The 14,434-nt window shown below is 38.8% G+C and carries 12 protein-coding genes; 7 read left to right on the forward strand and 5 right to left on the reverse strand.

The features are described from left to right. Positions 1–2: 2 nt before the first annotated feature. The 3 genes from ABMA72_RS12470 (at position 3) to ABMA72_RS12480 (ending at position 2,638) form a co-directional block, all read left to right on the forward strand. Entirely contained in the window at positions 3–1,244 is a 1,242-nt protein-coding gene (locus tag ABMA72_RS12470) for an ABC transporter permease (RefSeq protein WP_392858714.1), read from the forward strand. Then, on the forward strand, positions 1,244–1,915 hold the full coding sequence (locus tag ABMA72_RS12475) for an ABC transporter ATP-binding protein (RefSeq protein ID WP_393057325.1): 672 nt from the start codon (positions 1,244–1,246) through the stop codon (positions 1,913–1,915). Before ABMA72_RS12470 ends, ABMA72_RS12475 begins: the two co-directional genes overlap by 1 nt. A 69-nt stretch (positions 1,916–1,984) precedes the next feature. Then, entirely contained in the window at positions 1,985–2,638 is a 654-nt protein-coding gene (locus tag ABMA72_RS12480) for a hypothetical protein (RefSeq protein ID WP_392858719.1), read from the forward strand. 37 nt (positions 2,639–2,675) lie between these two features. Here the strand turns inward: ABMA72_RS12480 and ABMA72_RS12485 are convergent, their stop codons facing one another. Then, on the reverse strand, positions 2,676–4,616 hold the full coding sequence (locus ABMA72_RS12485) for a methionine--tRNA ligase (protein ID WP_393057327.1): 1,941 nt from the start codon (positions 4,614–4,616) through the stop codon (positions 2,676–2,678). Positions 4,617–4,778: 162 nt separating this feature from the next. After that, positions 4,779–5,285, reverse strand: a complete 507-nt coding sequence (locus ABMA72_RS12490; protein ID WP_392858722.1) for a methylated-DNA--[protein]-cysteine S-methyltransferase — start codon at positions 5,283–5,285, stop codon at positions 4,779–4,781. 124 nt (positions 5,286–5,409) lie between these two features. Here ABMA72_RS12490 and ABMA72_RS12495 point away from each other — a divergent pair, with 124 nt between their 5' ends. From ABMA72_RS12495 to ABMA72_RS12505, 3 genes are all read left to right on the forward strand, one after another. Next, entirely contained in the window at positions 5,410–5,931 is a 522-nt protein-coding gene (locus tag ABMA72_RS12495) for a peroxiredoxin (RefSeq protein WP_392858725.1), read from the forward strand. Positions 5,932–6,201: 270 nt separating this feature from the next. After that, complete coding sequence (gene katG / locus ABMA72_RS12500; protein ID WP_392858726.1) at positions 6,202–8,400, forward strand: catalase/peroxidase HPI; 2,199 nt, start codon at positions 6,202–6,204, stop codon at positions 8,398–8,400. A gap of 123 nt (positions 8,401–8,523) precedes the next feature. Next, complete coding sequence (locus ABMA72_RS12505; RefSeq protein ID WP_393057329.1) at positions 8,524–8,793, forward strand: cupin domain-containing protein; 270 nt, start codon at positions 8,524–8,526, stop codon at positions 8,791–8,793. A 3-nt stretch (positions 8,794–8,796) separates the two neighbouring features. Here ABMA72_RS12505 and ABMA72_RS12510 read toward each other — a convergent pair whose 3' ends face one another. The 3 genes from ABMA72_RS12510 to ABMA72_RS12520 all read right to left on the reverse strand — a co-directional run bounded on the left by ABMA72_RS12510 (position 8,797) and on the right by ABMA72_RS12520 (position 11,516). Continuing rightward, complete coding sequence (locus ABMA72_RS12510) at positions 8,797–10,740, reverse strand: hypothetical protein (protein WP_392858730.1); 1,944 nt, start codon at positions 10,738–10,740, stop codon at positions 8,797–8,799. Between the two features lie 184 nt (positions 10,741–10,924). Then, positions 10,925–11,296, reverse strand: coding sequence for a hypothetical protein (locus ABMA72_RS12515; RefSeq protein ID WP_393057330.1), 372 nt, complete (start codon positions 11,294–11,296; stop codon positions 10,925–10,927). Between the two features lie 16 nt (positions 11,297–11,312). After that, a complete protein-coding gene (locus ABMA72_RS12520) occupies positions 11,313–11,516 on the reverse strand; it encodes a hypothetical protein (RefSeq protein WP_392858733.1) in 204 nt (67 codons plus the stop codon). 145 nt (positions 11,517–11,661) lie between these two features. Between ABMA72_RS12520 and acnA the strand changes: the two genes are divergently transcribed. After that, positions 11,662–14,289, forward strand: a complete 2,628-nt coding sequence (acnA, locus tag ABMA72_RS12525) for an aconitate hydratase AcnA (RefSeq protein ID WP_393057332.1) — start codon at positions 11,662–11,664, stop codon at positions 14,287–14,289. Positions 14,290–14,434: the final 145 nt, after the last annotated feature.

Here is a 14,434-nt window from a genome sequence, read left to right on the forward strand (position 1 = left end):
TCATGCTGTTCTTGTCGATGAAGCAACTATTTTCTAAAAAAAAGCAAACACTCCTTATTCTCTTAGGCATTAGTTTCGGTACGATGCTCTACGTAGCTATATCTGGAATTCAGCTCGGGCTTAGGCAATATATCATTAAGGCCCTTTTAAATAATACTGCTCATATATTAATCTCTGGTAAAGAAGATCTTATTGATCGCCCCCTCGTTAATAAATGGTTTTATGAAAATAAACAAGTCGATTGGGTCACCCCTCCCTATGGAAAAAGAAGTGAATCAAAACTAGAAAATTATCAAGGTTGGGCAGATCGTCTTTCTCATCATCCAGATGTCTATGACTTTAGCCCCCGCTTAACAATACAGGTTATGTTAAAGCGTGGTGATCTTACTCACAGTATGGGGCTCATTGGAACAAATGCCAGACGACAAATCAGAATTAGTGATATTCCTGATTACATGGTGGAAGGTGATTTTTCGTCACTTGCTAGTGGAGGAAATAAGATCATTCTTGGTGCCGCTGCTGCTGAAGAAATTGGAGCACGTGTTGGTCAGTATGTAGAGGTCATTGCGGGAAGCCTGACACATAAAAACTCATTTAAAATCGTAGGACTCTTTTCTTTCGGAGATGATCGAGCAGATAAGTCCATAGCATTCTCTCACCTTGAAGATGTACAAAAACTTAATAAGACACCTGGGCGAGTCTCTGAAATAGCAGTATCACTATTCGACATGAATAAGTCACAAGTGCTTGCTGATCAGTGGTCTCTATTAAGCCATGATAAAGTTGAAGACTGGAAAGAGTCTAATCCCATGTTTATGGAAATGATAATGATGCAAGATATAGTTCGCTACTTTATTACAATTGCCATTCTTATTGTAGCTGCCTTTGGGGTTTATAATGTTCTAACAATTATGATTAACCAAAAGCGAAAGGAGATCGCTATTCTTCGCTCTATTGGCTATGGCCCCAAACGAATTCTTGAGCTTATTATGTATCAAGGTATATTCCTTGGTGTAAGTGGTGGAGCTGTTGGGCTAATCCTGGGATTCATCATTTGTCGAGCTGTCGAAAGTATTGAGTTAAATATAAATATTGGTGGCGATAATCACTTACTTATGGATTATACACCTTCAACGTATATCATTGCATTTGTTGCGGCCCTTGTTGCTTCGCTGGTTGCAAGCTTTCTTCCTGCTCTATCAGCAAGTCGAATGACTCCAATTGATATCATAAGGGGCGAGTGATGATAAAAGCAGAAAGTATTATAAAAGAATTTGGAGATCCACCTCAACGTATTCTTCACAATATCTCCATGGAGATAAATAAGGGAGAGTTTGTTTCTATTTCAGGACGTTCTGGAAGTGGAAAATCAACCCTTCTTTATATTATTAGCTCTCTCGATGAACCAACATTTGGCCATATTTATATTGATGGAAAGAATGTTACTCATATGAGTGTTGATGAAATTCATGAGTTTCGAAATCGTCATATTGGATTTATCTTTCAATTCCACTACTTACTTCCAGAGCTGACGGCCTTAGAGAATATCCTATTACCTCCTCGAAATCTTGGTCTCTTAAAAAAGTATGAGCCTCGTGCAAATATGCTACTTGAAAAACTCAATATTCCACATACTCGTAATAAGCTTCCAGGGCAACTATCAGGTGGTGAGCAGCAACGAGTGGCCATTGCCAGGGCCCTCATTATGGAACCTAGTTATATTTTTGCAGATGAGCCCACAGGAAATCTCGATACGGCAAATGCTGAGATTGTGATGAATATTTTAAAAGAAACTAATAAAGAGAAGGGAACGACAATTGCTCTGGTAACCCATGACCCTGATTATGCAGCAATGGCAGATCGTGAGATTTTCCTCGTTGATGGCCATGTTTCAGAGACTTACACCGGTGACTAAGGAATGTTCACCCTCTGGAATTCTTACCAAATAGCTTATCTCGATCTATTTTTTTGATAAATTTAAGCTATGAAAACACTAAGCCCAAAACTGAAGAAAATTGTTCTAACGGGAGTTCTTTTACTCTCACAACTTAATCAGGCCTCGACATTTATTCAGGCTGAAGAGACTCCTTATAAGTATATTAAGGCAACGGAAATTGTTAATGACCGTTATATCTTCGAAGAATGTCATGGGAATAGAGAAGAGCTTAAATGCCGTAATCTCTTTTCTGATTACAGAACATTTGCCAGAAGCGATATTAAAAAGATGGCCGATATGAATGGACGCCACGCTCTTTATGCAGCAGGTGCTGATGTCGCAATCTTAGCAGTTTCTGCTTACCTCGGTTTAATTATTGGAGCAAAGGCCACGGCCGCTTACTATATTGGTACAGGAGTTAGTCTTGATGGTGGAGTCGCTGCTGTTGGTGGATTCTTCTTTGGTGTTCCATCTGGTACAGCTGTCGGAACAACTTTTGCTGCTGGACTTGATGAGCTAGACCCATTTGTTCATCGTGATATGTCCATTGCTCTAGAGCAAGTAATCGGAGTTGCAGATGAAGATGATCTCGATGATGTAGAAGCAAGGCAGATAGAGGATGGGATGATTGTTGAAATTGAAGATATCAATTTTGAACAATTAAAAGATAAAATAAAAAGTCAGCTAGAAGATTTAGATTAATAAAAAAAAGGGCCTTTAAAAGGCCCTTTGTTATTTCTTACTCAGCATCAACTGCTGGAAAGTATTCTGCTTGTTCCCCAATCTTATGATTTTCTGGGAATTCTTTTGCAAGCTCATCAATCGAGTAAACACTCTCTGGAAGATTTAAAGAGACACGAAGCTTCTCCATTGTCTCTGGCGCAAATGGCCTAAGCATTACTAAGATATTTCTTAGAATATAGAAACAAGAGTAAAGTGCATCAGTTCTTTCTTTCTCATCAAAGCGGTCATCGTGAGGCTTGTACTGATTAAATAGTCCGTTAATAATACGAGCGTAATTCTCAAGGGCACCAAGTGCTTTAGGGTATTCTCCCTTTTCCATGAATTTCGTATATTGCTGAACAATCTTAAGAGTTTCTTTTTCAGTCTTACCGATAAGCTCACCCTTAGGAACCACGCCACCAAATTGCTTGTGACAAGCTGAGATTGGTTTTTCAAATGAAGCGTTCATTGGCCCAGCAAGGAATGCATTCTTTGCTTTGAAAACTTCAAAGTCAAAGTTAGAAGCCTTCTCTGAAAGACTTAGAGTTGAAAGGAAGTAGCGAACTTGGTCTGCTGTGTATCCCATTTCATCAATAAGCTGATCACCAGTGTAGAAGTTTCCTTTTGATTTACTCATCTTCTCACCATTGATTTGTAGGTGGAAGTTAGAGAAGACGTCAGTTTGTTGGAATTCACCTTTTACTGCTTGTCTCATTGGGTCTTCTTGGACACCAAACCACATCGCTCCCTGCATAAGAACGTAGAAGAAAACGTTATCAGTTCCAAGGAATTGGAAAACCTTTGCTTCAGGGTCTGTCCAAAATTCTTTATAAAGATCTGGGTCCAGACCTTTCTTCTTAAGAGCAACTTTTGTAAATGAAATCGGTGCAATTAAAGACTCTGGCCATACGTAGAGAGTTTTTCCTTCCATGCCTGGCTCAATATCTGTTGGAACTGGAATTCCCCATGAAACGTCACGAGTAATCGCTCTGTGTGCCCAACCATCATTCAGTTCACACTCAATTCCTTTATCTTCTAATTGTTTCTTACCTGATGCAAGATCAGCTAAGTTCTCAAATTGAACAAGAACCTTTCTACCAGGAGCATAACGACTCTTATGCTTTGGAAGCTCTTCTTTAATTTCTTTATATGCTGGTTCAGACTTATTTGTGAAAGTTACACAAGGATAAACCGTACCAAAAGCTTCTTGAAGAATAGGCTTTCTCCAAGTTTTCTGCTTTGTGTTTAACCATTCAATTAACTGATCAGTTACTTTCCACATATTCAGATACCAGTGATCAGTATCTCTAAGTTCTGGAGTCGCGTCACTTACTGCAGAAACTGGATTCTTTAACTCATGTGGATCATAGTTCTTCCCACAAACGTCACACTCGTCACTATATGCTTTTGTATTTGAGCAATCAGGATTTGGGCAATCACCTTGAACGTAGCGATCAGGTAGGAACATATTAAGTTTTGGATCAAACCATTGCTGGCTTGTCTTCTTATCGAGCATTCCATTGGCATGCATTTTTCTAAGGAAATCCTGACAAAGCTCTTTGTGGGCTTCGTAATTTTCTTCCTTTGAAGTTCCAGTATATGTATCAAGACCAATCGAGTAGCGCTCCATTGTCTTTGATTGTTTTGCATGAACTTCACCAATGAATTCTTGCGTTGTCTTACCAAGCTTCTTTGCCGCAACTTCACTTGTTGAACCATGGTCGTCTGTACCACAAACAAATAGTACATTATCATCGCCAACCAGTAGCCTCATCCAGCGTGAGTAAATATCTGCTGGAACATGAGCACCTGCTAAGTGACCAATGTGAACTGGGCCATTTGCATACGGCATACCTGCTGTAATAACAGCTTTCTTAGGGCGGCTAACGCGAGATAGGATTGTTGGGATGTCCTGCTTTGGACGCATGTCTTTTTTATTCTTATTATTTTCATTCATGGGTTCAAATTTAACACTGTGGGCCTATCTTCGTCTATATTTCTCTTTTGCAAAAGTTATTCAAATTACCTTTTGTGAGATGACATAGGGAGTTAGTGTAGGGGATGTATGGCCATGCCTAGAAGCTTTAATTTATGCCCAGAGCAATTGTCTAGATCATGCTCAAGTCATTGAATTGTCGAAAAGCGTCCACATACCACCCTCATGATTTAGAAGGGCCTCTTTAATATCTGCTCCAGCTACGTAGCCCGAAAGCTCACCAGACTTTGCGATGACGCGGTGACAAGGAATGATTAAACATATTGGATTTTTGGCATTGGCACTTCCAACTGCTTGCACGGCGTTTGGAGATCCGACCTTTTGAGCAATATCAGAATAAGTCGTCACTTCACCGTAGGGAATATCCAGAAGTTGTGCCCAAACTTGTTTTTGAAAATCCGTACCTTTGTTAATGCTTAGAGGTATGGAGAATTTCTTACGGCTTCCAGCAAAGTATTCTTCGAGTTGATCGTGGGCCTCATTGAGATATTTTGCGATACGCTTATCATCCTCATAGTGAGGGCCGTCGTATTCTTGATCTTCCCAGCCAAGATAAGAAACACCATTTTCATTAGCGCAAATATAGATTGTGCCAAATTTTGAATGAAACTCAATTTGTCTATCAGTCATGTGGCGATTATAGCACTTTCAAATCTTAAAAAGAACTTATGTTTAAGTGATCTATTTTGAAGTTTATTGCGTATATATAATTAAGAGAGATAAAATTAACTAATTTTTAATTTCTGGAGGAAATATGAAAGTAATCAGTCGTTTATTAATTGTCATGTGTATCATGTTCTCTTTTGCCCATGGGGAAGAAATTAAGCTAGGACAGAGTGTTCCGAAGTTTACGGTAAAGAATCATGAGGGCAAAGACTTTTCAATGATGTCACGAAAAGGGAAGTGGACTGTTTTATATTTCTATCCAAAAGCAGGAACTCCTGGTTGTACTAAACAAGCTTGTGCTTTTCGCGATAGTATCAAATCAATTAGAAAACTAGGTGCTGAAGTTTATGGAATCAGTACTGACTCTGTAAAAGATCAGGCAGCTTTTCATGAAGAGCATTCTCTTCAATTTGATCTACTCTCTGATGAGGACGGGAAGGTGACAAAGAAATTTGGAGCGAAGATGGCCGTTTTTAATATTTCAAAAAGATGGACTTTTATTATTGATCCAAACTTAAAGATTGTGGCAATTGATCGTGATGTTGATCCAATGTTAGATGCCGACCACGTCTCAAAAAAATTAGCTCAGCTTCAGAAAACGAAAAAGTAAATTTAAAGGCCCTCTGTACGCCAATATGTGGAGGGCCATTTGTCATTTTTTCCTTTTAAATAATCCCGCCTCTTTTATTTTCTCTTTCTTAGTGTTGTAATTCTAGTGGTTTATGATGTTTATGACCATGTGGATTGATAGTTAAGAAAAATTAAGTTTGTGCTTCTATAGCTAAAATCTATCCTGATATAGACGAAATATATTATCTTTAGACCTGTCTTTCATCGATACTGATTGCATCGAAAACATAGATTTTCAAAGGAGCCAAATATGAAAAGAAAACTACCTTTGTTAATTGCTACTGTAGCACTTTTGAGTTGTGCATCTAACTCAAATGAAAATATGGGCCAGCAATTCGCAAGCGGTGAAGCCAAGCCAAATAGTTTTTGGTGGCCTAGCCGAATCGATCTAACACCTCTAAGACAACACTCAGTGGAATCAAGTCCACTAGGATCTAAATTCAATTATGCAAAAGAATTTAAAAAGCTAAATCTTTCTGCAGTAAAAAAAGACATCAGAAAAACATTAACAACATCACAAGACTGGTGGCCAGCAGACTACGGTCACTATGGGCCATTCTTTATTCGTATGGCATGGCACAGTGTTGGTACATATAGAAGTCACGACGGCCGCGGAGGTGGCGGTGGTGGTCAACAACGTTTTGAACCACTTAATAGTTGGCCAGATAATGTTTCCCTAGATAAGGCCAGGAGGCTACTTTGGCCTATCAAAAAGAAATACGGAAATAAAATCTCATGGGCCGACTTAATGGTTCTTACTGGGAACGTATCTCTTGAAGATATGGGATTTAAAACAATTGGCTTTGCCGGTGGACGTACAGACGATTGGGAAGCTGATCTTGTTTACTGGGGCCCTGAAACTCAGTGGCTTGCGGGAGATAAGAGATACAAAGGTGAGAGAGAGCTAGAAAGACCTCTTGCTGCCGTTCAAATGGGGCTAATTTATGTTAACCCTGAAGGACCAAACGGAAAGCCTGATCCTCTATTAGCAGCAAAAGATATTCGTGAAACATTTGGAAGAATGGGAATGGATGATGAAGAAACTGTTGCGCTAATTGCTGGTGGTCACACTTTTGGTAAGGCACACGGTGCTCATAAGCCTCAAGATTGTTTAGAGTCTGATCCAGCAGGAGCTCCAATAGAGAACCAAGGTTTTGGTTGGAAGAATAAGTGTGGAAAAGGTCACTCGGAAGATACAATTACTTCAGGACTTGAAGGAGCATGGAATGCAACTCCTACACAATGGACTACAGGTTACCTCGATAACTTATGGTCATTTGATTGGAAGCTTACGAAATCTCCAGCAGGTGCACACCAGTGGATTCCAACAGATGAAGGTGCAAAGGATATGGTTCCTGATGCACACGTAAAAGATAAATTCCACGCACCAATCATGTTCACAACAGATATTGCTCTTAAGGAAGATCCTTCTTATGCAAAAATCTCGAAAAGCTTTTTAGATGATCCAAAGAAATTTGAGTATGCATTTGCTAAGGCATGGTTCAAGCTTACTCACCGTGATATGGGGCCACAAGCGCGCTATATTGGTAAAGAAGTTCCGAAGGAGTCTTTTAAATGGCAAGATCCAACTCCTAAAGGGAAGAAGATTTCTAATACAACGGCCTCGGCAATTAAATCTGATATTTTAAAGTCAGGCTTATCAGTATCTGATCTTGTTAGAACTGCTTGGGCATCAGCTTCTACATATCGTGGAACTGATATGCGTGGTGGTGCTAATGGTGCACGTATTCGCTTGGCGCCACAAAAAGATTGGGCAATTAATAAAGTATCTAATGTTGATACAGTAATTCCTAAGCTTGAAAAGATTAGTAAAAGATATGGCGTTTCACTGGCCGATACAATTGTTCTTGGTGGAGCAGCTGCAATTGAGAAGGCTTCTGGTAACAAAGTTAAGGTACCATTTGCTTCTGGACGAGGTGATGCAACTCAAAGACAAACAGATGTCACTTCATTTGCTTATCTTGAGCCAAAGGCAGACGCTTTCCGTAACTACTATACGCAAGATTCAGGAAGAACTCCTATTTATATGCTAATTGATAAAGCAAATATGTTAGGTCTAACTGTTCCTGAAATGACTGTTTTAATCGGTGGTATGCGTGCGCTTGACGCAAATGCTGATGGATCAAAAAATGGTGTCTTCACTAAGCGTCCTGGAAAACTTACAAATGACTTCTTTGTAAACCTTCTGACGATGGACAATAAGTGGACGAAATCAAGCACTCCTGGTCTATACAATGGTGTTGATAGAAAATCAGGAAAGGTTAAGTACACTGCAACTCCAGTCGACTTAGTATTTGGTTCTCACGCAGAACTAAGAGCTATTGCTGAAGTTTATGCTGCTAACGATGGACAGAAGAAATTCATGCAAGACTTCGTTAAGGCCTGGACTAAGGTAATGCAAGCTGATCGCTTTGATCTGAAAAGATAAGACGATATGCCTGGCCGAGTGAGACAACTCGGTCAGGTTTTATTCCTACCTAGAATAGTAAATATACCAATTATGAATTTCTCTATACTTCTTCTTTCTTATAATGTGAGACAAGGGGAGTTTATGAAAGAGACATCATTTGGCTACATCAAAACAATTCAAACAAAAGAGATTAAAAAAATTAACTTCTTCTCATTTTCGAAGGCGGGGCGTCCTCATAAGCATACAAGAGGGGAAGTGGTCTTCATTACTTCCGGAAGTGGAATAATTCATCTTGAAAACCAAACGATTCCTGTTCAAAAAGGAAGCCTCATTACCATTGAGCCGAATAAGTCTCACTACATGGTTCCCGATGAAGGAGAGTGCTTAGAATTAATTCTTTGGTATGAATAAGTACTACAGGCCGTAGTACTTACTCATCCAGTAAATTAGGGTGATATCGTAGCCTGGATTTTCATCTGCGGCCGCACCTCTTTTCTCATAACCAACTGTGTAAGGCTCTCTTTGCCACATGAATGAACCGCCAGGGTGGCGATGTCTAATATCAAGAGCATCTGCTGAGATCGACATGAAGCCTTTTCCGCCGTATTCAGGGTATTGGACAAGTTCGATATCCTCAAGTGGTGGTTTTACAATACTTACATTCCTTGGCGAACGCTCTAAGAAACGCACGAGATTTTCTTGAATACGAGTAATCTTTTCTTCTGATACAGCTTCTGGGTTAAAAGAGTATTCAATTAAATTAAAGAAAGAATTATCGTGGTGACCTGTACTATATTTAATGACTTTATAAGACCTAAGCATATCTGCACGACGCTCTTGATTCTTTTCTAACCTAAAGTAGTTATAAAAGTGCATATTAAGTAGGTTGAATTTGTAATACTTATTTACATTATCCTTGGCAGTAATATTGTGAAAAATATAGGCCGTCTTACTTAACTCAGACATGCGGTTTAGCTCTTGCGTATACTGACCAGGGAACATGTGCTCGCCAATGACAAGCATATTAAGTTGCTGCTCAGGACTTCCAAACCAAACTGTCGGCGCGATAACCTTTGCAGGAGTGATGCTGATTTCACGGTCTTCAGATATCGTCCAATTATTTCTGATTAGATAATCAAGCATCATACGATAATAAGAAGCTGCCTTCGTCTTAATCTCTTCATCTTCAATTAAGTCATAAGTAATTGTTAGGCCAAAGATAATTCCAGTATACTGATCTCTTGTGATACCTTTCTTTTCGTGATGGTTAACCCATTTCTCGCCTTTGTAATCAACAATCTCATAATCAAGAGGGTCTCTATCTTTCATCAGTGCTCGACCGGCCATACTATTTAGGGGTTGAGCTGATCTTGAAAGAAGGCCAGTAAAGCCATTTACACCAAGTAGGTTTCCAATTCCTTCTAGATTTGTCCTGATATTACTTAAGGCCTTCTCATTTTGAGAGACACTGTAGCGAAAGGCCTGTGAAGCAAGATAAGCACCATTCCAAATCGCTGCATCTGAGAACGTACCGAAGCCAACAACTTCACCCTTTGTCCCTTGTCCGTTTGGCCCATAGGCATCAAACCAAGAAATATAATCATTTTGATTATATCTAAGGTTTAAAACAGTTCCATTTATCATATGTTTTTGAGCAATTTTCTCTTCGATATTTTCAATCGTATCCTCGAGGTCTGAAAAACTATACCTTGGAGGAGACTTGAGTCGATCTGGAGTTGCTTGCCTAAAGCGCTCGTTTAGCACAAATACTGTTTTTAACTGCTCGCTACCTTGAATAAGGAGCTTGTCAAAAGACTTGTTAATTTTCTTTTTTAATACTTTCTTGGCCGCAACAAGAATACCATTAATAAGGACATTAGATGCTTTAAGATCAACTTTTAATTTTTTATCGATGGTCTCAACTGATTTCACTCTGATGACGCTATTTTCGTCTCTGACATAGTTGATAACGTATTTAAACTTTAGCTCTTTAATATTTAGCTTAATAAGTTTTGTCATACGAAACCATTTCGTTTTATATCTTAAGCGAGCTCTAAGCTTTAACTTCCACTTGTTTGAGTCAGGAATACCGACAACAATTTTGTTATCAGTAATCTCATAGAACTCAATCGGAAAGTCGAGAATATTGGTTTCAGCAATATTTGCACTCATAAGCTTTAAATTGCTTCCAATTTCTTTATTGTTAAAATTTTCTTTAACTTCTTTATTGATATTAAAAATAATATCTTCTTTGAATCCATTGAATAACGACTTTAATTCGTTGTTGAGAGTGCTTTCATGAGAAAACGCGAATGAATAACTTTGCACTAAAATGGCAAGGAATAAAAAGTACTTCATATTACTATCCTATGTATTACAAATTTAAATTTTTATCCCTAAGTTAATTTGGAAAAACTATAGTAGTTCAAATTGTTTATTGCAAATATGATAGGAGACTTTTGGTGCAGAAACTGTCAAAAGTAAGAAACTTAAGAAAAATTAAGTGACCTGGCCAGTTTCCTGGCCAGATTGACATCACTTATTAGTATTTGATTAGAGTTTTTGTATCCATGATGAACTCACCATCGCGATCAGGTGAGTAAACATGGGCCTTTCCGTGAGTATAGATTTCAAGCACGATATCGACTTCATTGTATTTGTCGATAACTTTATCTTCGACGCAGATCTTTTCAAAACATTCAACCGATTTCCCTAGTTCTGCATATGGGAAAGAATATGTACCTGGCCCGTGGGCAAGTTCTACTTCCACCACATCCTTTGCTTCATCAAAGCTTGTTACAAACCCTGACCAACCAAAGACATCCATGACCTTATCGTCTTTACATAACGACTTGTAGCATTCACTAGCAAAAATAGGCATTGTTAATAATAAAATAACGATTACTTTTTTCATTTTAAACATCCTTGTTTTATTCCTTAGAAAATGTATCAACAAATTTTTTGATTTCATCAACGTGCTCAAGAATGTACTTGGCCTTTGTTAAACCAAAGCTCATAACAGTACCGTACTTTTCTAGTTCGTTACCTTCATCATCAACTTTATAAATTTTAAAAATCTTATTGCCTTTAAACTCTTCAACACCGACGTTATGCGGAGGTAATTCATAACTCATATACATTCCTTATTAGTCTAGTTAATTACTCTTATTCTATCACTTAATTCAAAAATTATTAAATGATAAAAATTTAATATCATTAATATTTATCCGAAAAGTAAAATATAGAAAAACATTTTTAAATTTATATCAAGGGTTCTTTATGGAAAATATGACCAAAGAAGTAGAGATGCTATTAGAGCTAGAAAACGAAAAACTTTCGTATGTAAGTCTAAAAAGCTTATGTGAAAAGTATGATGTCGAGTTAGATACTCTTCCACATACCATTAAAATTCTAATTGAAAATATTGCAAGAAGAGTTGATGGAAAAGACGTGAAATTAACTGACGTTGAGGCCTTAGTAAAATGGGGAAGCGGCTACGATAAGAATGCATCTCTGGCGTTTATGCCCGCACGTGTCTTAATGCAAGACTTTACGGGAGTACCTGCTGTTGTCGACTTGGCCGCGATGAGAAGTGCCATGGCAAGGGCCGGTGGTGATCCAAAGAAAGTAAATCCTTATGTCGGGGTTGATCTCGTTATTGATCACTCTGTCCAAGTTGATAATTTCGGAAATGCGCAGGCATATGAAAAAAACCTTGAACTTGAATATGAAAGAAACGCTGAAAGATATGCTCTTTTAAATTGGGCACAGCAAGCCTTTCAAGACTTTCGTGTTGTTCCTCCTGGGATGGGAATTTGCCACCAGGTAAACTTAGAACATCTTGGTCATGTTGTTCAAAGTAAAAAAGGCTGGGCGATTCCTGATACATTAGTTGGAACCGATTCTCATACACCTATGATTAATGGACTGGGGGTTCTAGGATGGGGAGTTGGTGGAATCGAAGCTGAGGCCGCAATGCTTGGGCAACCGATGTTCTTACCAGAACCAATTGTTATTGGTGTAAGAACGAAAGGAACTCTTCCGGCCGGTGCAACTGCTACTGATTTAGTACTAACGCTTACTGAGATGTTACGAACTCACGGTGTTGTTGGCAAATTCGTTGAGTTCTTCGGAGATGGCCTAAGTAATTTAAGTATTGCAGATCGCGCGACTCTTTCAAATATGTCACCAGAGTTTGGTGCAACAGCAACCTTATTTCCTGTTGATCAAGTTACTCTTGATTATTTAGTTATGACTGGTCGAGGTGACAAGGTAGAGTTAGTTGAAAAGTATACAAAAGAGCAGGGGCTATTTAGAAGAGATGGAGACAAGGAGCCACAATTTAGTGAAGTTCTTGATCTCGATTTAAGTCGTGTCGTTCCAAGTTTAGCTGGGCCTAAACTTCCTCAACAAAGAGTGGGGCTTGATAGTGCTCGTAAGTCATTTGATGATAATTTTAAGGTTGAAAAAAATGATGGCAAAGTTATTAAACACGGTGATGTTGCGATAGCTGCAATTACAAGTTGTACAAATACTTCAAACCCATCTGTCATGTTAGCTGCAGGGCTCGTGGCAAAGAAGGCCGTTGAGGCCGGGCTCAAAACGAAGCCTTGGGTTAAGACTTCTCTTGCTCCAGGTTCTCGAGTGGTAACGAATTATTTAAAAAAAGCAGGACTTCTACCTTATCTTGAAGAGCTAGGCTTTAATCTTGTTGGTTACGGCTGCACGACTTGTATCGGTAACTCTGGGCCTCTACCGGAAGATGTTGCAAAAGATATTAATGATAATAACCTAGCGGTTGTTTCTGTCTTATCAGGAAATAGAAACTTTGAAGGACGAGTACACAGTCAGATTAAAGCTAGTTACTTGGCCTCTCCTCCTCTGTGTGTTGCTTATGCTCTAACTGGAACATTTCTTTGTGACCTATCTAGTGAAGCAATTGGCCAGGATGCAAATGGTAAAGATATTTACTTGAAAGATATTTGGCCTTCTGCAACCGAAGTACAAGAGCTCATTTCTTCCTCTGTAAGTTCTGAACAATATGAATATGAGTATGGGCGAATCTTTGCAGGAGATGAAAAGTGGAAAAGCATGGCCGTACCTAAAGGTGATCTCTTCGAGTGGCAAGGTGATTCAACTTATGTAAGAGAGCCTGACTTCTTTGTAAATCTACCTAAAAAAGTAGCACCATTAGAAAATATTAGTGATGCAAGGGTTATGTGTTTACTTGGTGACTCTATCACCACAGATCATATCTCACCGGCAGGAACTATTGGTAAGGATTCACCAGCAGGTCAGTATTTAATTGAACAAGGTGTTTCACAAAAAGACTTCAATAGCTTTGGCTCTCGTCGAGGAAATCATGAAGTTATGATCCGTGGGACATTTGGAAATATTCGCTTAAGAAATGAAATGGCCCCAGGAACTGAAGGGCCTTGGACAACTCATTTACCAAGTCGCGAACAAATGAGTATTTATGATGCTTCTAAACGTTATCAAACAGAAAAAGTTCCTCTTATTGTTGTGGCAGGAAGTGCATACGGATCAGGAAGTTCTCGAGATTGGGCCGCTAAAGGAACAACGCTCTTAGGTATTAAGGCGGTGTTAGCTGAAAGTTACGAGCGAATCCATCGCAGTAACCTTGTGTGCATGGGCGTCCTTCCTTTGCAATTTAAAGAAGGACAGAACGCTAGAACACTTAAGATAACAGGTCTTGAAACATTTTCGATCGAGGGTATTGAAGAGGGGATATCTCCTCGTAAAGAGCTTTCGATTAAGATGAAACGTGAAGATGGCAGTATCGAGACGTTTGAAGTTATTCTAAGAGTCGATGCTCAGGCCGAAGTGGATTACTATACACATGGTGGTATTTTGCAAATGGTTCTAAGAGAGATGCAAAGTAATTAAGAATTTATAAAAAGCCAATTTTTACTAATTTGTCTAAACTTGCTGTGCTATTAAGTGTTTACACCTCTTTCGTATGGCGCTTTTAGTGCTCTACTTCCATGTTGTTATTCATTTTATAATGAAAGAACTCACAACAACATAGGAA

This window comes from Halobacteriovorax sp. CON-3, assembly GCF_043196995.1.
Taxonomy (GTDB): Bacteria; Bdellovibrionota; Bacteriovoracia; order Bacteriovoracales; family Bacteriovoracaceae; genus Halobacteriovorax_A.